General features: G+C 64.9%; 22 protein-coding genes. 18 read left to right on the top strand and 4 right to left on the bottom strand.

Features of this window, described 5'->3' with window-relative positions; translation table 11 throughout:
* Positions 1 to 1,291: 1,291 nt before the first annotated feature.
* Positions 1,292 to 1,900 carry a hypothetical protein gene (locus ACFPIH_RS47660; RefSeq protein ID WP_381177470.1) on the bottom strand — a complete coding sequence of 203 codons (609 nt, stop codon included), beginning with the start codon at positions 1,898 to 1,900 and terminating at the stop codon, positions 1,292 to 1,294.
* A 499-nt stretch (positions 1,901 to 2,399) separates the two neighbouring features.
* Here ACFPIH_RS47660 and ACFPIH_RS47655 point away from each other — a divergent pair, with 499 nt between their 5' ends.
* The 15 genes from ACFPIH_RS47655 (at position 2,400) to ACFPIH_RS47585 (ending at position 9,960) form a co-directional block, all read left to right on the top strand.
* The gene (locus ACFPIH_RS47655; protein ID WP_381177467.1) at positions 2,400 to 2,828 is read left to right on the top strand and encodes a hypothetical protein; all 429 of its coding nucleotides are present in this window, start codon (positions 2,400 to 2,402) and stop codon (positions 2,826 to 2,828) included.
* 488 nt (positions 2,829 to 3,316) lie between these two features.
* Positions 3,317 to 3,568, top strand: coding sequence for a hypothetical protein (locus ACFPIH_RS47650; protein WP_381177464.1), 252 nt, complete (start codon positions 3,317 to 3,319; stop codon positions 3,566 to 3,568).
* A gap of 173 nt (positions 3,569 to 3,741) precedes the next feature.
* On the top strand, positions 3,742 to 4,386 hold the full coding sequence (locus tag ACFPIH_RS47645) for a hypothetical protein (protein ID WP_381177461.1): 645 nt from the start codon (positions 3,742 to 3,744) through the stop codon (positions 4,384 to 4,386).
* A 125-nt stretch (positions 4,387 to 4,511) separates the two neighbouring features.
* On the top strand, positions 4,512 to 4,787 hold the full coding sequence (locus ACFPIH_RS47640; protein WP_381177458.1) for a hypothetical protein: 276 nt from the start codon (positions 4,512 to 4,514) through the stop codon (positions 4,785 to 4,787).
* A 167-nt stretch (positions 4,788 to 4,954) separates the two neighbouring features.
* Positions 4,955 to 5,956 (top strand): tyrosine-type recombinase/integrase, encoded by a 1,002-nt coding sequence (locus tag ACFPIH_RS47635; RefSeq protein ID WP_381177455.1) that lies wholly within the window; start codon positions 4,955 to 4,957, stop codon positions 5,954 to 5,956.
* A gap of 18 nt (positions 5,957 to 5,974) precedes the next feature.
* Positions 5,975 to 6,604, top strand: coding sequence for a hypothetical protein (locus tag ACFPIH_RS47630; protein ID WP_381177452.1), 630 nt, complete (start codon positions 5,975 to 5,977; stop codon positions 6,602 to 6,604).
* The gene (locus ACFPIH_RS47625) at positions 6,601 to 7,368 is read left to right on the top strand and encodes an exonuclease domain-containing protein (protein WP_381177450.1); all 768 of its coding nucleotides are present in this window, start codon (positions 6,601 to 6,603) and stop codon (positions 7,366 to 7,368) included. Before ACFPIH_RS47630 ends, ACFPIH_RS47625 begins: the two co-directional genes overlap by 4 nt.
* Positions 7,369 to 7,372: 4 nt before the next feature.
* On the top strand, positions 7,373 to 7,570 hold the full coding sequence (locus ACFPIH_RS47620) for a hypothetical protein (protein WP_381177447.1): 198 nt from the start codon (positions 7,373 to 7,375) through the stop codon (positions 7,568 to 7,570).
* Entirely contained in the window at positions 7,563 to 8,033 is a 471-nt protein-coding gene (locus ACFPIH_RS47615; protein WP_381177444.1) for a pyrophosphohydrolase domain-containing protein, read from the top strand. The genes ACFPIH_RS47620 and ACFPIH_RS47615 overlap by 8 nt, the downstream gene beginning before the upstream one ends.
* Positions 8,034 to 8,096: 63 nt before the next feature.
* A complete protein-coding gene (locus ACFPIH_RS47610) occupies positions 8,097 to 8,405 on the top strand; it encodes a hypothetical protein (protein WP_381177442.1) in 309 nt (102 codons plus the stop codon).
* Between the two features lie 11 nt (positions 8,406 to 8,416).
* A complete protein-coding gene (locus ACFPIH_RS47605; RefSeq protein WP_381177439.1) occupies positions 8,417 to 8,605 on the top strand; it encodes a hypothetical protein in 189 nt (62 codons plus the stop codon).
* Complete coding sequence (locus tag ACFPIH_RS47600; RefSeq protein ID WP_381177436.1) at positions 8,602 to 8,769, top strand: hypothetical protein; 168 nt, start codon at positions 8,602 to 8,604, stop codon at positions 8,767 to 8,769. Before ACFPIH_RS47605 ends, ACFPIH_RS47600 begins: the two co-directional genes overlap by 4 nt.
* On the top strand, positions 8,769 to 8,921 hold the full coding sequence (locus tag ACFPIH_RS47595; RefSeq protein ID WP_381177434.1) for a hypothetical protein: 153 nt from the start codon (positions 8,769 to 8,771) through the stop codon (positions 8,919 to 8,921). The genes ACFPIH_RS47600 and ACFPIH_RS47595 overlap by 1 nt, the downstream gene beginning before the upstream one ends.
* Positions 8,911 to 9,351, top strand: a complete 441-nt coding sequence (locus tag ACFPIH_RS47590; protein WP_381177431.1) for a KTSC domain-containing protein — start codon at positions 8,911 to 8,913, stop codon at positions 9,349 to 9,351. The genes ACFPIH_RS47595 and ACFPIH_RS47590 overlap by 11 nt, the downstream gene beginning before the upstream one ends.
* 360 nt (positions 9,352 to 9,711) lie before the next feature.
* The gene (locus tag ACFPIH_RS47585; RefSeq protein WP_381177428.1) at positions 9,712 to 9,960 is read left to right on the top strand and encodes a hypothetical protein; all 249 of its coding nucleotides are present in this window, start codon (positions 9,712 to 9,714) and stop codon (positions 9,958 to 9,960) included.
* A 50-nt stretch (positions 9,961 to 10,010) separates the two neighbouring features.
* Here the strand turns inward: ACFPIH_RS47585 and ACFPIH_RS47580 are convergent, their stop codons facing one another.
* Positions 10,011 to 10,472, bottom strand: coding sequence for a hypothetical protein (locus ACFPIH_RS47580; protein ID WP_381177425.1), 462 nt, complete (start codon positions 10,470 to 10,472; stop codon positions 10,011 to 10,013).
* 355 nt (positions 10,473 to 10,827) lie between these two features.
* On the opposite strand from ACFPIH_RS47580, the gene ACFPIH_RS47575 reads away from it, so the two are divergent.
* The 3 genes from ACFPIH_RS47575 (at position 10,828) to ACFPIH_RS47565 (ending at position 13,500) form a co-directional block, all read left to right on the top strand.
* The gene (locus ACFPIH_RS47575; RefSeq protein WP_381177422.1) at positions 10,828 to 11,184 is read left to right on the top strand and encodes a hypothetical protein; all 357 of its coding nucleotides are present in this window, start codon (positions 10,828 to 10,830) and stop codon (positions 11,182 to 11,184) included.
* A gap of 243 nt (positions 11,185 to 11,427) precedes the next feature.
* On the top strand, positions 11,428 to 12,984 hold the full coding sequence (locus ACFPIH_RS47570; RefSeq protein WP_381177420.1) for a phage terminase large subunit family protein: 1,557 nt from the start codon (positions 11,428 to 11,430) through the stop codon (positions 12,982 to 12,984).
* 9 nt (positions 12,985 to 12,993) lie between these two features.
* Complete coding sequence (locus tag ACFPIH_RS47565) at positions 12,994 to 13,500, top strand: hypothetical protein (protein WP_381177418.1); 507 nt, start codon at positions 12,994 to 12,996, stop codon at positions 13,498 to 13,500.
* Positions 13,501 to 13,540: 40 nt separating this feature from the next.
* On the opposite strand, the gene ACFPIH_RS47560 is transcribed toward ACFPIH_RS47565, so the two are convergent.
* Both ACFPIH_RS47560 and ACFPIH_RS47555 read right to left on the bottom strand, forming a co-directional pair.
* Entirely contained in the window at positions 13,541 to 14,110 is a 570-nt protein-coding gene (locus tag ACFPIH_RS47560) for an N-acetyltransferase (protein WP_381177415.1), read from the bottom strand.
* Positions 14,107 to 15,381, bottom strand: coding sequence for a Tat pathway signal protein (locus ACFPIH_RS47555; protein WP_381177413.1), 1,275 nt, complete (start codon positions 15,379 to 15,381; stop codon positions 14,107 to 14,109). Before ACFPIH_RS47555 ends, ACFPIH_RS47560 begins: the two co-directional genes overlap by 4 nt.
* Positions 15,382 to 15,431: the final 50 nt, after the last annotated feature.

Raw genomic sequence — 15,431 nt, 5'->3', positions numbered from 1 at the left:
GTGCGAGGTACCTCGCACAACCCAGGATGGCGAGTTATCTCGCGCGAGTTACCTCGCACCCCGTGTGAGCTGCCGTTTTACCTATAATGTGACGTGGGTCACATACTGATCGCCGGCGACTGCCTCGTGTATATATGGGCGTATATGTCCATTTTTTTTTTGCGATGCTCGTCGGCATGGCTCGCAGCGTGCCCAGCAGCTGCTAGCGGCCCTGAAGATTCGGGGGGTGCGTAGTGGTCGGCATGCGTCACGTACGCCTAGGGCACGGCTCCACAACGGCTCTCGGCATGCGCTACGGCTCTCGGTGCCTACGACTCACTCGCGCGCGTCTCGGTGGCTCTCAGCGGCTCTCGGTGCCGTGCGCTCCCCATGGCGCACGGTGAGGCTCTCAGCGGCTCTCGGCACTGCCTACGGCTCTCGGTGCCCATAGCTCTCGCTAGCGGCTCCACAACGGCTCTCGGTGGCTCTCGGTAGGAATCCGGGGGGTGCGGGAAGTGTCCGGAAGTCTCCCCATGCTCCCCATGCGCACAGTGAGTAGGTAGCTACGTTGTGCCAGCATGCGCCGTGCGCACACTCGGTAGCCTCTTGCTACTTTCCGCTACCTTTCTCGGTGCTACTTTCCGTCACTGCTGACATAGGTAAGCCTAAGTATCTGACGCCCCATTGGTATAGTGCGCACGTTGCCCGGCTCTACGCCTGTGACCAGCATGTACGCACGTTGAGTAACTCTCTGAGTATCTGATGGTCCGTTTGTCAGGGGGTGGCCCCATGGCCCCGCACCGCTCGGTGAGCAGTAGCCTTACACGCTGCGTAACTATCGACTTTATGCAGAAAAAGATGCCACAAAGGGGTTGACCGGTGCGATGCTGACACTCTTTTAGGTTGCTCGGTGGCGTCTCGCCTGTTGGGGGCGTACCCAAATGGGAATTTGGGAGTTACCCAAATTGTGCATATACCGGTCTAGTCGACATTGGGTGCGAATCATGCATGCGCATATGCATGTAGTGGTATGCAATGTTCGACATAATATGCATGCACATGCAAAGGTGCCAAACGGACACCCCACCCTTAAGTAGTCAAAACCGGCGACTCCCCCCTGACGAGTCATGTGGCCACCAGGTCGAGCAATCTGGACAGTAGCCGTCCGTGACTGGGGTGGGTTTTGCGATTTCGTAGACGGAGAGCCACGAAAGCGCCCGAGCTGGTCACGCTGAGCAGCTTTCTAGCACGCGAGCCGGTGGCACTGTCGAGTCGGGCAGCACGGAGCGTCACTATGGCGTCCGTCACAGCATCAATGCAGAGTCAGGGTGCCGCTGAACATGGTGGCGAGGATGGTCACAGCGCTGCCGGCCAGGAACCAGATGACGCCCCACAGGCAGGACCTGCGGCTGTTCTTGGCGTCGCGCTGGGCAGCGTCCTTGCCGAGGGCGCGAACGACCGCGTCGGCTGCCGGCTTGTTGAGGTTGACCAGCTCCCGGTTGTCGGCAACTTGCTGCTCGATGTCTCTGAGCGCTGCGTTGCTGACGGTCAATTCCGCTTCGAGTTCACTGGATAGGTTGGCTGCGTCGGTAAGAGCAGTCCTGAGCAAGTCGGTCTTGGCCTTGATGGTGTCCGGCAGGAACTTCACAGTTCGCACAACGGCCTCAGCCTCCTCCTGCGGCTTCGCGTACAGGAACCAGAAGCAGACCATCTCGACAATCAGCGGGGCGATCACCGCCAACCAGATAGGCAGGCCGTGCTTGGCCATCTTGTCGCCGCCGATGGCGAGGCCGGTGGGTGGACCCAGTCCGAGGAGAAGCGTCATGAACTTCGCGAAGCTCACGTCGTCCTTGTTGTCTGAAGCCTTGTCGCGGAGGATCGAGACCCAGAGGTTGACCATGGGCTTGGCACGCTCGCTCATGACTTCGAATGTGAGCTAACACCAACAGGCGTACCAGCCGACGGCCTGTCGGGGTAGGCCGATCAGGTGTCGGGAGCAGTCGGGCAGGCGCTACGGTGCCGCCCATGAAGAGCGGAAGATGGGCCGGCGTGACTGCGGTGGCTGCGGCTGGCGCGTTGATCATTGCGCGTGTGCTCCAGGGCGCTGCGGCGCGGTCGGGTAGCGCGTACGGCGGTCCCAGCACTCGGACGCTGTGGCACTGGCGCTGTGAGTGCGGCGGTCACTCTCGCTATGGCGAGACCTCAGAGATCCTCGCGCAGTGGAAGGCCGACAGGCACAGTCAGCGCAACGACGTACGGCATCCGAAGCCGGAGGTGTACTCCGCCGAAGAGGAGATCGCGTAGGTCGGAGCTGATCCCGAACGCCAAGCGGGCGTGGTGATGACGGTTCGGTCACGGTTGCTCGGGGCGAGTAAGTCGGGTTGAGGCGTCACTGGCGTGCACGGACGTACGTTCCGCGCATGAGCGATGAGTTGCAGAAGGAGCAGGACCGCGCGCTGGTCGAACTGGCCGCGGAGAAGCTGCTGAAGACGTCGAGCGCAGCGGTCCAGGAGCAGAGCCGGCGGCGGTACGTCCAGTCGCAGACGCGGGGGAGCGGTACCCCGGTGGTGGTCGACGACGTCGAGGCACCGAGCTGTGTGGTCGAGGTGTTCGCGCCGCGGTACGAGTACGTCCTGGAGTACCTGGCGCTGTTCGGTTCGCCGGCGGTGGGCTGGGCGGTGGCCGTGTGGCTCGGGACTGTCGTGCGGCGCTGGGGGAAGGTGACCCGCGAGGAGCGGCACTCGGCGGTCGAGGTGGCGGCGGAGCTGCTGAAGGTTCAGAAGCGGGACCTGGGCTTCGGCCGGCATCGGTGGATACCGATCCGGGCCGCCGAGGGTGAGGCTGCGTGAGAAGTGCTCGTGCGTCTCGGCGCGCGAGCAGCCTGGCAAGGGTTTGCAGCGAATCCGTATCGAGGTGCCGCGCGGGTACCTGTGTCTAATCTGTGAAGTAGCAGGTCAGATAGTTCATACCGGCTAGTAGGGGCCTTCGTGTGACGGTTGACGGAAGGGTGACGCTCTCCGTTCATGTGACCCTCGTCACTACAACCCGTGCACGCCCTCAGGTGTCTCCGTCGTCACTGTTCGATACCCGGATTGGCGCTGTCGGTGGCATATTCCCACGTCAGGGAGGGGTTACCGGAGGCTGTACCCCCGGATGGCGAGTGCTGTACCGAGCTTTGCGCGCTTTTGCCGATGTACCACAAGAAGATCCACAAGATGGTGGACAAGCTGTGTGGGTGATAGACCTGGTTTTAGCCACTCAGGAGGCCGAATGGCGGCGAAGCGGCAAGCGTTTGTGCTGACCCTGTGGGGGGTCTGGGAATCGGGGAGTGTGCGCCATGGCAATCGTTGCCGGGGTGGAGGACACGGGAGCGATCCCGGTCCTGAGAGTGGAGGAGTTCAATCGAGGGGCGCCGTTACTGGACCTCGACGAGGATGTTCCCCATGGCGGCGCGCTACCGGATCTGTATGGGCTGGAGGCCGACATGGCTATCGAGCAGGCTATCGAGCGTGGGGTGCTGCGGTGGTCGGTGAATCTGACGACGGGGGAGACGATGTTGACGCGTTCGATTCGAAATTCGAACACGTGAGTGGTTTGTGACTCACGCCTGCCGCTTGATGTACAAGTAGGCCAACAAGATGACCAACTCCTGGTCTATAGTTGCCGCCAACACTGCAACGTGTTGAGTTGGATCCGCCAGGGCGGGTCGTCTTGTAGGAGCTTGCGCCGCCCGTTGAGGGTGGGCGGTAGGGAAGGAGCGCCATGGCGGATCAGCCAGTCGCGCGGTGCAACCGGCTAGTTGGCCATGACGACGCCGGCCGTGAGATCAACTGCGGCCAGCCGGTTCCGGGACGCCCGCTTCATGTCCAGATCAATGGGGCCAAGGCCCTCGATCTCCTCTTGTGTGGTGAGCACAAGAAGGAGTGGTTCGCGTACAACGCCCCGTTCTTCGACCGCGCCCAGGCGGCGAAAGTCGCGCTGGAGAAGCTGTTCGAGGATCACGCGGGCAACCTTTTCACTACGGCGGAGATCCGCTCCTACCTGCGGGATGTTCTCAAGGGTCGCGACGACCTGCTCCAGAGTTCGCAGGAGCGGGAGTTGGTGGAGGCGCTCCAGGACAAGGGCAAGCTCAGCTTCGCCGTGGAGGACCTCTTCAAGACGGTCCGTCGGCGCGAAGAGGCGCTTGAGGCGGACGAGTGGGAGGACGTCACGCCTTCTCGGGTCCGCGACTACCTCAACGGCGCGTTCGATAACAACGACGCTCGCCTGTCGACTGCGGACAAGCGGCTGATCGCGCGGATGCCGGAGACGGGTATGCCGGCGCAACCGCTGATGGAGCTGTACGCACGACTTCGGCGAGCGGACCGCGACCGGTCCGCATCGGACGACCCGGCGGTGAGCAAGTGACGTCACTACGTCGCCGCGGCGCGGCCTCCCGAGCCGGGAGATGACCTAACTCAAGAGGGGTTGTGCACTCGGAAGGCCGAGGCCAGCCCCTCTTGCTTTTCAGCGAGACGCAAGGAGCGCAGCGGATGGGTGAGTACTTCACAGAACAGTCCTCCGCGTTCGACCGGACGGTTCGCCACAGTGCGGATGCGTGGCACCGATTGGACGGCGAGGAGAGGTTGGCGCGACGCGAGCGGTCCATCAGGCGTGGAGCGGCGGCTCGCCGGCGAAACTCGCGCAATGGCCGGGTGGAGACCGTGGTGAAGGTCTGGCCTGAGGTGATGGCGGCGGCCCTGAAGGCGGCCGGCGGAGACGCCAGTCGGCTGCGCATAGTCAGTGCCACCGAGGTTTGGGTCATGTGACCAGGCAAAACTTAATTCCAACAACTTGTGCCACAAGTTGTTCCTCTAGTAGGCTCGGAGAGTCACCGGGAGCGTTGGGCAACGCGGACCGGGACACTCCGGGCCTTCTTTGCTTGGCGGGCACCAAGCGCCGAGGGCCTTCCCAACTCGACTGAAGGAAGGCGTACATGGGCGCTCAGCTCGTTCTCGTGGAGAACGGTCGGATACAGCCGATCGCTGTCGCGGGCGCCTTCCTCCTGAGTAAGGCCGGCCGCACGCGCGAGGAGTACAGGCGCGACCTACGCCATTACCTCACCTGGTGCGCCGAGTTCGGTCTGGACCCCTTCAACCAGAAGCGCGTTCAGATGGACGCCTTCAAGAACTGGCTCGTCGACAACTACAGCAACGGCGCGGTCAACCGGCACCTTTCCGTGGTCAGTGGCCTGTTCAAGTACGCGATGGGCGAGCCCGAGCTGGAAGACATCGTCTTCCGTAATCCCGCCGCCCTAGTCAAGCGGCAGCCGGTCTCGAACATCTCGCAGGCCACCGGCCTGACCTTTGAGGAGTCCGAGCAGCTGCTGCGCGGAGCCGAGGCGTACAGCCTTCGGTGTGCGGCCGTAGTTCACGTCCTGCTGCTGACCGGCATGCGCGTAAGCGAGCTGGTCAACGCCGACATCGAGGACCTGGGCGAGGAGCGTGGACACAAGGTCCTCTGCATCATCCGCAAGGGCGGCCGTCGCCAGACCATCGTCATCCCGCCGAGCGCGTGGGCGGCCCTGGAGACCTACCTCGACGGCCGCACCAGCGGAGCGCTGATCATCACCGCCACCGGCCGGCGCATCACCCGGCAGGGCATCTGGGACATGGTCAAGCGGGTGTGCCGGCGCGCAGGTATCCGGTTGATCCGCACCCACGACCTCCGCCACACCTGCGCCACCCTCGCGCTGGAGAGCGGCAAGCCGCTGGAGGCCGTCCAGGACCTGCTCGGCCACGCCGATCCACGCACCACCCGCCGGTACGACCGCGCACGCAACAACCTCGACAACTCGCCGAGCTACGCGCTGGACGAGCAACTGCGCGCCGTCGCCGCCCGCCGCCAAGCCGAGGCAGCGCTGGACGAGGCCGTCGAGGTCCTGGTCGACGAGGCCCTCCGCGAGGTGCTTGCCGCCGCGGAACTCGTCGCCGCCTGATCCATGAGAGGAGCAAGCATGCCAGAGGTCACGCCGGACGAGGTCCGTCTCTTCCGGGATGACTACCCGCCGTCGGGTAAGTGCCCCGCCAAGGCCATCGACGACCCGTCCGAACACCACATCTGGGAGCGGACACAGTACGGCAACGTCTCGTGCGCCGACTGCCGTACCCCGCACCCCGAGGAGCCGCTGGAGCGACTCGCCGAGTCCGACCTCGACTTCCTCCAGGGTGTCTGCGACGCCACGGGCCCCCTGTACGGCGGCCGACTGGCCGCGAACGGCATGAGACAGTTCCACGGCTTGGAGTTGTTCGACGACGAAGAGGGAGACGACCTCACCTTCTACCTCGTGGCCCGCACGGCGATGCCGGCACTCATCGACGCCTATCGCGAACTCCTCCGTGAGCCCAGCCCGCTACCGATGGCCGACGTACCGCACCGCCTCGTGCGCGCGACCGGACTCCCGGACGTCGCGGCCCGCGCCGTGCTGAGCACCGTTCTGCCGATGTACCGGGGCATGGTCATCGACGAGCTGCGGTCCAGCGCCCGCCAGCTGTCCGGCGTGGAACGTGGTGTGGCCAACGGCCTGATCACCACCCTCCTGGACAACACCACCCACGAGGCGACGGTCGTACAGGAGGCGGCGTGAACCAGTTGCCCGACACCTTCGTCGGCTTCGACCTGGAAACCACGGGAGTCGACGTCGAGAACGACCGCATCGTGACAGCCGCCATGGTCGAGGTCCTGCACGGCGCCCCCCGGCGCTCACGGAAATGGCTCGTGGACCCGGGCATCCCGATCCCCGAGGGAGCCACCAGGGTCCACGGCATCACGACCAAGATGGCGCAGCGGGAGGGCGTGAACGCGATCCGGGCCGCAGCGCAGATCGCCGGTCAAATATGGGGCGTCCTGGCCAACGGCATCCCGCTGGTCATCATGAACGCGCCCTATGACCTGACGCTGCTCGACCGAGAATGCCGACGCTACGACGTCACCCCGATCACCGAGATGCTCGCCGACGCCAAGGACGGCATCGTCCTCGACCCCTACGTCCTGGACCGCCGCGTCGACCCGTTCCGGCCCGGCAAGCGAACGCTGGAGAGCCTCGCCGAGTACTACGGCGTCACGCTGGACAGCGCGCACGAGGCCGACGCCGACGCCCTGGCCGCCGTACAGGTCACTCAGCAGATCCTGCGCTGCGCCGAGGACGACCGTGCGTGGAACCGGAGCACCCACCACCACGAGGTGTTCGGCCAGGACTTGGGCGTGTTGCACGGGCAGCAGACGCTGTGGTTCGCCGCCCAGTCCGCCGGCTACCAGACCTGGCTCCGCCGGACCAAGAACCCCAACGCCGTGGTCAACGGGTCCTGGCCCATCATCCCCGCGCCCCAGGTGGTGGCCGATGCCGCCTAGCGCAATGGAACGGCTCGTCAGCGGCGAGACCCTAGGTGTTCAGTCCGGCCACCTGGGCGTCGTCGTCAGCGAGAAAGGCGGCGTCTGGATACACGGCTGCGACTGCTCCGCTCCGATGTCCGGAGACGAAGTAAGCGAACTGCACGATGCGCTCGGCGCCTTCCTGCGACGGCAGAAGAACAAGGAGACACGCAATGGCTGAATCGGGCACCGCCCTGGTCGACTTCGAGGGCGCGGTCGCCCAGTTCCACCTTGCGTTCGACGTCGACAACCGCATCGTCAACCCCGACAACCTGCGCTCCCTGCTGGAGCGGCGCACCACGCTCATCACCGAGGAGTTCCACGAGGTGATCGAGGCCCTGAACGCGGCGAAGGGCAGCGTCGGCAACCCCGGCTTCCCGGTGCAGAGGTTCGAGCACCTCGCCAAGGAGCTGGCCGACCTGCTCTACGTGGTCTTCGGGAGCGCCGAACTGCTGGGCATCCCGCTCGGCCAAGCGTTCGCGGAGGTCCACGCCAGCAACATGTCGAAGCTGGGGGACGACGGCCGACCTGTGCTCCGGGAGGACGGGAAGGTTTTGAAGGGACCGAATTACCGGTCGGCCGACATGACACTGGTCGGTGTCGATATCCTCACCCACTATCTCTCCCAGCAGATCGCCGGATAACACAATGTGAATACGCCTGCTTAGCATTGAAGACGTGAGTCCTTGACGCTGAAGGCGGTCTGAATGCTTCACCACCTGATCGCGGCAGCGGCCCCAGACGGAAGCGGTGTCACTTTCGACAACCCGCTCATTCTCGGGCCGCTCGCCGCGTTTGTCTTCGCGATCTTCGTCAGCGAAGTCGTCGTTCCCGGAAAGACATATCGGCGGGAGGTCGAAGAAAACGCGAGACTGCGGGATCTCGTGGAGCAGGTCATCCCCCTGGCCGAGTCGATGACGACGACCGCGCAGGAGATGGTCACGGCGACAAGCCGCGTCACGGACGTGATGGACCGCATCGTCACCACACTGGCCGAACCCCGCCGAGACGGCTGAAAGGGGCGACCGTGGCCCTCTGGAGCACCAAGCGTCCCCAGCACAACACGATCGACATCACAGACGCCTCAGCACGCATGCACAAGGCAGCGATCTCACTGCGCCTCACCGCCATCAGGGCACGCCACGCCTCCAACGACGCCCAACGCTTCACCGACCGCGTCGAGTCCCAGATCGTGAACAACCAGGGAGCAGCATGACCACCACCACCCGGAAGGGCACCAGAGCCACTGACGATGACGAGCCGCGCAACTACTGCGACAACCACCCCAGTCGCGGCGCAGCCCTGAGCACCACCAGCGGCGGAGCCCACAGCCAGATCCACCTGTGCAGGGACTGCGCAAGAGCCGCCGGGAGGCTGTGATGCAGGTGTCCACGTGCGTGTGGCGGCAGGGCAAGCACGTTCAGGCCGGCCGGTTCTGCCCGCACAAGCCGGGCGTCGACATCGACCCCGAAGGCAACGAGCACCCCGTCGGATGGACCGTGCAGAACCCTGGAGGCAAGGATGCCCAATAAGGGCTGGAAGCCGCCGCCGGTCAGGGCGTTGCCCGAGCCGGCACTGGGCGGTGGCCGCTACTCCAAGAGACAGGTCGACCGGTTCCAGGCGTACGACCAGCGGGACATGCGCCCCAAGACCCGTGCGGCGCTTCAGGAGTTCGAGCAGACTGGCGACACCGACAAGCTGCTGACGTTCAGCACCTGGCCGAACCACACCATCAACCGTGACCGGCCGCGCACCGTCTCCGCCGGCTACGACTCGAAGTCCCACACCCTTCGTGTCGAATTCCGCAACGGTGAGGACGGACGCGGGAAGCCCGGCGGTCCCATCTACGAGTACTACCGCGTCTCCCCGAACGTATGGAAGAACGTGCGCCGTACCGGATCTGAGGGCAGGAACATCATCAACAAGGCCCTTGAAGGCCACCCCTACCGGCGCATCCGTTAACACAATCCGGAGATCCTCATTACCGTGCGGCGCATGATACTTCGTTGCTTTGTGCGCCACGTTCCCACACTCAGGGGCTGGCCTTTCACCTACAAGACCTGGACTCAGGAGATGAGGGAGCCCTTTCGTCGCGGCGAGACCCGCGTATTCCGACTCCCTTTCCGACAAGGGATCGGATTCGGCCGCTGGACCGAGACGCTGCCGAGCGAGGACCACGCCCTGGTGGCGGTCCTGGGCAACCCGAGGCCGTACCTCCCCGGTCACGATGACTGACGAGGAACTGGCCCGCCGCCAGGTGGCACGCAGGAGCGAGGACGCGGACGAGGAGTGGGAGTTGCTAGAGATGCTGGGGCTGGACTGATGAAGCTGAGACGACTGCTGGAGCGGCTGTGGCCGGCGCACCGGTTGCTGGAGAAGGCGGAGCGGCGCGTCAAGCGGCTGCCGCACGTGGAGCTGCTCGACGCGGCCGACAACACAGGCTCGACGATTGCCGCGGCGCTCTACCGGCACCGCAAGACGCCGAGCGCGGAGGCCCTCGCCGAGGCCGTGGACGGAGTGGTCGCCCTCGCGGTCATCGTCTGCGAGTTGGAGGACCGCCAGCGGCTGTGACAGAGCCCCAGTCCGCACCTGATTCGGGCCGGGGCTCTGCGCAGTTGAGTCTATGTGAGCGGGAACGCCCAGGAGACGCAGACGATGTAGAAGAGCACGCTGGCCGCCACGATGTAGGCGGAGATGCGGAGCAGGTGAACGCCGCCTTGCGCGCGGCGGAGCGAGGTCTCGACTTCACGGGCGTATGGCCCGACGTCGAAGCCGGCCCAGCGCCGGCGACGGGTCAGGCGGAAGCCGATCGCGCAGAACAGCAGCATAGTGATGGCCAACGGCGCGAGGGAGTCGCGGAAACTTCCCGAGGCATGCCAAGTCTGGGCGCCGACGTACACGGCGAGGACGGTGCCGCCCCAGACGCCGAAGCGGTAGGCGCGAACCAGGTGTCGCTCGGCGACGCGGCCGGCCGCGACGGCATACGCCTGCGGATCGGTGAGTCCGTGGCCCGGCACGGAGCGGACGGCATCGGCCTCCGCTGTGATTCTGCCAGCCCAGATGTCCTCGGACTCCCAGTCCATTCTCCCCATTACCCGCCCCCAGGAATGTGTGTACAGCGTGGAGCAACTGTAGCGCCGCACTGGCGTTGAAGTGCTAATGCCGCGTCAGGCAACGTTCGCCCTGTTCGCGACCTCGCGGAGGCGTTCGTCGGCGGCGTGCTTGTTGCAGCAACCGCCTGCCTTCGTCGCCATCAATCTCCCGGACCTGACTAAGACGTCGTTCTTGTGGTTGTGACTGAGCGTGGGCTGTGTCACCGTGCGCGGGTTTGTGACTCTGTGGACTTCGTACGTGGGGTTTGCCGGTAGGGCCAGCTCAGAGCTGCTGTGCACCCCCTACGGTCGTTGATGTCCAGGCCCGACCAGCCAGGGAGATCTCATGGCCTCGTTCCAGCTCGGTGACGTCCCGCACGGTTTCGCGTACAACGAGGACGGCAACATCATCCACTACAAGCACGTCATCCTCCTCGCCACTCCGACGGCCAACGAGAGCGGCACGTGGGGTGGCGAGTGGCTCAGCTTCGGCTCGGACTGGGCGGACGCGCGTCTGCGCGTGGCCGCCCACGACGGCACGAGCTGGGTCTGGGTCAAACACATCGACGTGGTCGCGGCGAACAGCCGGGCTGTCGTGCAACTTCCCCCCGGAACCCAGAAGGTCAGCATCGGCCGGGAGAAGAAGACCGCCGGCGACTTCGTCGACAACTCCCCCGTCGGCTGGCTGCTCGAAATCAAGTAGCAGGCCCCAGCCTTCCTGCCCAGCAGGGGGGAGACCGGTGATGCGGGCGCGGTACTTGGCCAGGGCGGCCGGGTACCGCGCCCGGCCTGTTCTCCGGTAGTCCGGTCAACGACTCGATGCCACCCAGCGCAGCAACTAGGCAATGCCTCACGGCAGGGCGAACGTTGCCTGATGCGGCACTAACACAATTCAGTTACCCCTTTTTACTCTTATTGCACCGAATGGAGCAATGTGGGGTAATGGATGACGCTGACGGCCGTAGACGGGGCTCGAATAGACGAAGACGAGGAGTTCCAGCTCCCTGTCAATCCCGAGGTCTCCCAGGAAACCGTCGACCGCATCATCTCGAAGATGCTGCTCGTCATCGACGAGTTGTCGGGACACCCTCTACGCGATTACCAGGTGCCGCTCGCGAGGCGAATTCTGGAGTCGCTGATCCTCGGCGACACCGCCAAGATCACCGCGTGCTGGGCCCGGCAGTCGGGCAAGAGCGAGACCCTTGCCAATACCCTCGCCGCAGTGCTGATCATGTTCCCGCGCCTGGCACCGCTCTTCCCGAACCTCCTCGGACGTTTCCGCGAGGGTGTCTGGCTCGGTGCTTTCGCGCCCGTGGACGACATGGCGGACAACATCTACGGCCGCATCGTCGCGAGGCTCACCAGCGAACGCGCCCTGGAGTTGATGGCCGACCCTGAGATCGACGAGAAGGTCGTCGGCAAGGGCAAGGAGCTGCGGCTGGTGAAGTGCGGCAGCCTGGTCCGCAAGCAGACCTGCCACCCCAGGGCCCAGATCGAGGGGCGCACTTACCACGTCGTGCTGATCGACGAGGCCCAGGTCGCCGACGAGAAGGTCGTCAACAAGTCGATCAGCCCCATGCTTGCCTCCACCCGAGGCTCCATGATCCTCACGGGCACGCCGACGTACACCAAGGGCATCTTTTACAAGATCATTCAGCAGAACAAGCGGCGCGCGACAAACCGGGGCGCCCGGCTGAACCACTACGAGGCAACTTGGAAGGACGTCGCGAAGGCGCACCCGGACTACGGCGTCTACATCCGCGGCGAGATGTTGACCATGGGGGAGGACTCCGACGAGTTCCGTCTCTCGTACAGGCTCCAGTGGCTGCTCGACAGGGGCATGTTCACGACCTCCGAGCGCATGGATGAGCTGGGGGATCGGTCGATGCAGACCGTGCCGGCCTGGCACAGGACCCCGGTCATCGTCGGTATCGACCCCGCCCGCAAGCAGGACAGCACCATCGTCACCGTCGTGTGGGTGAACTGGGACTACCCGGACGAGTTCGGCCAGTACGAGCACCGGGTCCTCAGCTGGCTCGACCTCAGCGGACTCGGGTGGGAGGAGCAGTACTACCGCATCGTGGACTGGTTGGCCTCGTACAACGTGCTCGCGATCGGGATCGACGCCGGTGGCATCGGCGATGTCGTCGCCAGCCGGCTACGCGTCCTCATGCCCGGCATCGACATCATCGACCTCCCCTCAGACCGCGGTGCCCAGTCCAAGCGCTGGAAGCACCTCATGGAACTGATGCGCACCCACAACCTCTCCTGGCCCGCACACTCCAAGGTCCGTCGGACCAAGGTCTTCCAGCGGTTCCGCACGCAGATGGAAGACGCCGAACTCGACTTCCAGGGCCCAAACGTGATCGTGCACGCGCCCGAAGAGGCCGGCGCCCACGACGACTACGTCGACAGCCTCGCGAACGCGGTCTACATGACTGCGGACCTGTCCATGCCGGAGGTTCAGGAGGAGTCGAACTTCTTCTACTCCAGGGCCGCGTAAGGAGCCAGCGTGACGATCGACCCCAACTACCACTCCAGCGACCCCAATGACCCCTACAACATCCCCGGCTGGACCAGCCAGAACCAGCTTCCCGGCCCCGGATATCCGGCTGCCAATCCGCCGGCACCCTTCCCCGCCGATGTCGCCGTCCAGACCGTCACGGCGACCTACATGGCCGAGGGCGGCCAGCCACTGCCCGGCAGCGTGCTCATCCAGGCCGACCGGCGCTACCGCGACAAGGCCACAGGGGACCTGGTCGTCCCCAACGCCCGCCGGCTGAAGGTGGTCAACGGGTCCTTGAGCGTCGACCTGCCGGCCGGCACGGATCCCGACCTCGACGAGCCGTTCCTCTACTCCGTGCACGAGGTGGTCCCTGGCGGCCGGAAGTTCATGATCAGCGTTCCCTACGATGTGGCTGGCCCACTCCGTCTCCACGACCTGGTCGTGACGACGGACTACAAGGAGATCCAGCCCCCCCGGATCTATGCCCTGAGCTTTCGACTCGGGGGGTATTGATGCGAGCCCCGGCCTTCCCCTCGGGACTAAGCTCCTATTGCTACTGGTGAAGTGGGTCCCGGAGCATCGTGGCGAAAACGGGCGAGTCGGCAAAGGGCTGTTGCTTGCCGACGTCTCGATATCCCCAGGACTCGTACACCGCTTTCAGCCGCCCGTCGGAGCGGGTGGGGTCGACCAGGAGCGTCGCGCGTTCCTCGTTGCGTTCGGTGAGAAGATGCTCGTGCAACATGCGGGAGGCTCCTGCGCCCGCGGTGGCGCGATACGCCTCGCGAACGAGGACTTCCTGTACGGCGAACGTGCGGCTGCCTGTTTCCCGTGTGAAGCTGTCCGGCAGGGGCTGCCGCATAGAGGACCACCACAGTGATCCGGCAGCGAGCGGCCCTCCGAAGATGTAGCCGGCAGGCTCATCACCCTTGAAGGCGATGACGGCTTGCCAGCCCTCTCGGGAGGCATAGTTGGTCAGACGCTCGTCGAACCGGTTTACGGCGTTGAACGGGCTGTCCATCAACCCGAACTGGGTTCGGACTTCCACGTGGACATCGAGGAAGACCTGGCGGTACTTCTCCACGTCGCTGGTGCGGAGCAGTATCAGGGAGTCAGCGTCAGTCATTCGACCACCGTTCGGTAGCGGGCCCGCCAGTCGCGGACCTCGGAATTACGGGGGGCCAGGACGATGACCTGCTCGGTGAAGCCATCCAGGAGACCGCGGACGCGGGCGTGCCTCATCATGCCCTCGGGGATGTTCTGAGCGGTGCCGATCGCCTGTTCCAGGTCCCTTTGGCCAAGTTGCGCAACGGCAAGATGCGCGTGCACGAGTGCGCTGTTGCGCTTGAGGTCCGGCCGCAAGTACGCGAGGCTGCGGTGTGCATGTCGCTCGGCGGCAGCCCACTGCCCCAACTGCATGCGCGTGACCATCGCGAGGTGGTCAAGCTCGGCTTGATCGTAGAAGCCGACCCAGCTCGGGCGGTGCCTGTTCGGATCGGCACGGTCCAGCGCCTTCTGCGCCAGGTCCACATAGCGCATGGCGCTCCTGTCGTCGCCGAACTTGGCATGGTTGACCGCTAGGCGAGACATCGCAAGTGAGGAGAACAATGGGTCGCGCCGGGCGATGGCGGACGCCTGAGCCCTCTCGGCTGCGGCCAATGCGTCGGTGGGGCGGTCGAGGTGCCGGAAGAGAATGCTGGCGTGGCCCCACACGCGGAACTCGGTGGCCGGGTCGCCGGATAGGCCAGCGAGGCGGATGGTCCTGTCCAGGTGGTACTCGGCTGGCCCAAAGCGCTGGCCGTCGATGGCAGCCCACATAGCGCTGTTGGAGAAGGCGGCAGCAACCGTATACAGCTCGGAACGGATCCGCGCGGACGCGGTGTTCCCTTGCTGGAGTCCGATCACCTTGTCGGTCAGGTCTTCGGCGCGCTTCTCCAGTTCCGGCGTGCCTCCGTACGTGCTCTCAGTGGTTGTCCAGGCTACGAGTTCAGCCTTCAACACCTCGACGTCGTTGGCGTTGAGGCGGCGGGGCCGCTGCCCTCCAAGGGGCGGCGCGGCAAGGGAGACGCCGGCAGCGGTGGCTGCGGCGAGCAGGGCGCGGCGGTACAACGGGTCATCCTCGGGTGCTGGAGCGGGTTTTTCCTTCTTACTCCCCCGAGGAACGAAGCCTAACTCTGCGGCAGTTCGACCCGTCACCTTCTGAAGGGCCATCCTCAGAGCGGAATTGGGTGACTTGTGCTCCCCGCGGAGCAGCTTGAAGACGTGTCGCTCGTTGACTGACCCGGGCTTCCCGGTCAGCTCATAGATTGCAGTGTTGAGCAGGGACGTTAGCTCCTTCACCGTCGTCCGGTGATTGTCCAGCCACGCTACAAGTGCCTCGTTCCGTGTTCCCTGCATGACAGAACGTTAGGGCTCGACGTCAGAGTCAAGAGTAAAGGAACAGTCAA

Origin of the sequence: Streptomyces vulcanius, from assembly GCF_042653945.1 — a bacterium.
Classification (GTDB): Bacteria; Actinomycetota; Actinomycetes; order Streptomycetales; family Streptomycetaceae; genus Streptomyces; species Streptomyces mangrovi.
Note: the sequence above shows the minus strand (reverse complement) of the source record. Positions and strands in the feature narration are given on the sequence as shown.

Bases quoted from the DNA above. Each gene is read 5' to 3' on its own strand.
- ACFPIH_RS47555 (WP_381177413.1), bottom strand. From the start codon at position 15,381: ATGCAGGGAACACGGAACGAGGCACTTGTAGCGTGGCTGGACAATCAC.
- ACFPIH_RS47600 (WP_381177436.1), top strand. From the start codon at position 8,602: ATGACCACCACCACCCGGAAGGGCACCAGAGCCACTGACGATGACGAG.
- ACFPIH_RS47645 (WP_381177461.1), top strand. From the start codon at position 3,742: ATGGCGGATCAGCCAGTCGCGCGGTGCAACCGGCTAGTTGGCCATGAC.
- ACFPIH_RS47660 (WP_381177470.1), bottom strand. From the start codon at position 1,900: ATGAGCGAGCGTGCCAAGCCCATGGTCAACCTCTGGGTCTCGATCCTC.
- ACFPIH_RS47580 (WP_381177425.1), bottom strand. From the start codon at position 10,472: ATGGACTGGGAGTCCGAGGACATCTGGGCTGGCAGAATCACAGCGGAG.
- ACFPIH_RS47570 (WP_381177420.1), top strand. From the start codon at position 11,428: ATGACGCTGACGGCCGTAGACGGGGCTCGAATAGACGAAGACGAGGAG.
- ACFPIH_RS47575 (WP_381177422.1), top strand. From the start codon at position 10,828: ATGGCCTCGTTCCAGCTCGGTGACGTCCCGCACGGTTTCGCGTACAAC.
- ACFPIH_RS47610 (WP_381177442.1), top strand. From the start codon at position 8,097: ATGCTTCACCACCTGATCGCGGCAGCGGCCCCAGACGGAAGCGGTGTC.
- ACFPIH_RS47585 (WP_381177428.1), top strand. From the start codon at position 9,712: ATGAAGCTGAGACGACTGCTGGAGCGGCTGTGGCCGGCGCACCGGTTG.
- ACFPIH_RS47640 (WP_381177458.1), top strand. From the start codon at position 4,512: ATGGGTGAGTACTTCACAGAACAGTCCTCCGCGTTCGACCGGACGGTT.
- ACFPIH_RS47635 (WP_381177455.1), top strand. From the start codon at position 4,955: ATGGGCGCTCAGCTCGTTCTCGTGGAGAACGGTCGGATACAGCCGATC.
- ACFPIH_RS47655 (WP_381177467.1), top strand. From the start codon at position 2,400: ATGAGCGATGAGTTGCAGAAGGAGCAGGACCGCGCGCTGGTCGAACTG.
- ACFPIH_RS47630 (WP_381177452.1), top strand. From the start codon at position 5,975: ATGCCAGAGGTCACGCCGGACGAGGTCCGTCTCTTCCGGGATGACTAC.
- ACFPIH_RS47590 (WP_381177431.1), top strand. From the start codon at position 8,911: ATGCCCAATAAGGGCTGGAAGCCGCCGCCGGTCAGGGCGTTGCCCGAG.
- ACFPIH_RS47560 (WP_381177415.1), bottom strand. From the start codon at position 14,110: ATGACTGACGCTGACTCCCTGATACTGCTCCGCACCAGCGACGTGGAG.
- ACFPIH_RS47615 (WP_381177444.1), top strand. From the start codon at position 7,563: ATGGCTGAATCGGGCACCGCCCTGGTCGACTTCGAGGGCGCGGTCGCC.
- ACFPIH_RS47650 (WP_381177464.1), top strand. From the start codon at position 3,317: ATGGCAATCGTTGCCGGGGTGGAGGACACGGGAGCGATCCCGGTCCTG.
- ACFPIH_RS47620 (WP_381177447.1), top strand. From the start codon at position 7,373: ATGGAACGGCTCGTCAGCGGCGAGACCCTAGGTGTTCAGTCCGGCCAC.
- ACFPIH_RS47595 (WP_381177434.1), top strand. From the start codon at position 8,769: ATGCAGGTGTCCACGTGCGTGTGGCGGCAGGGCAAGCACGTTCAGGCC.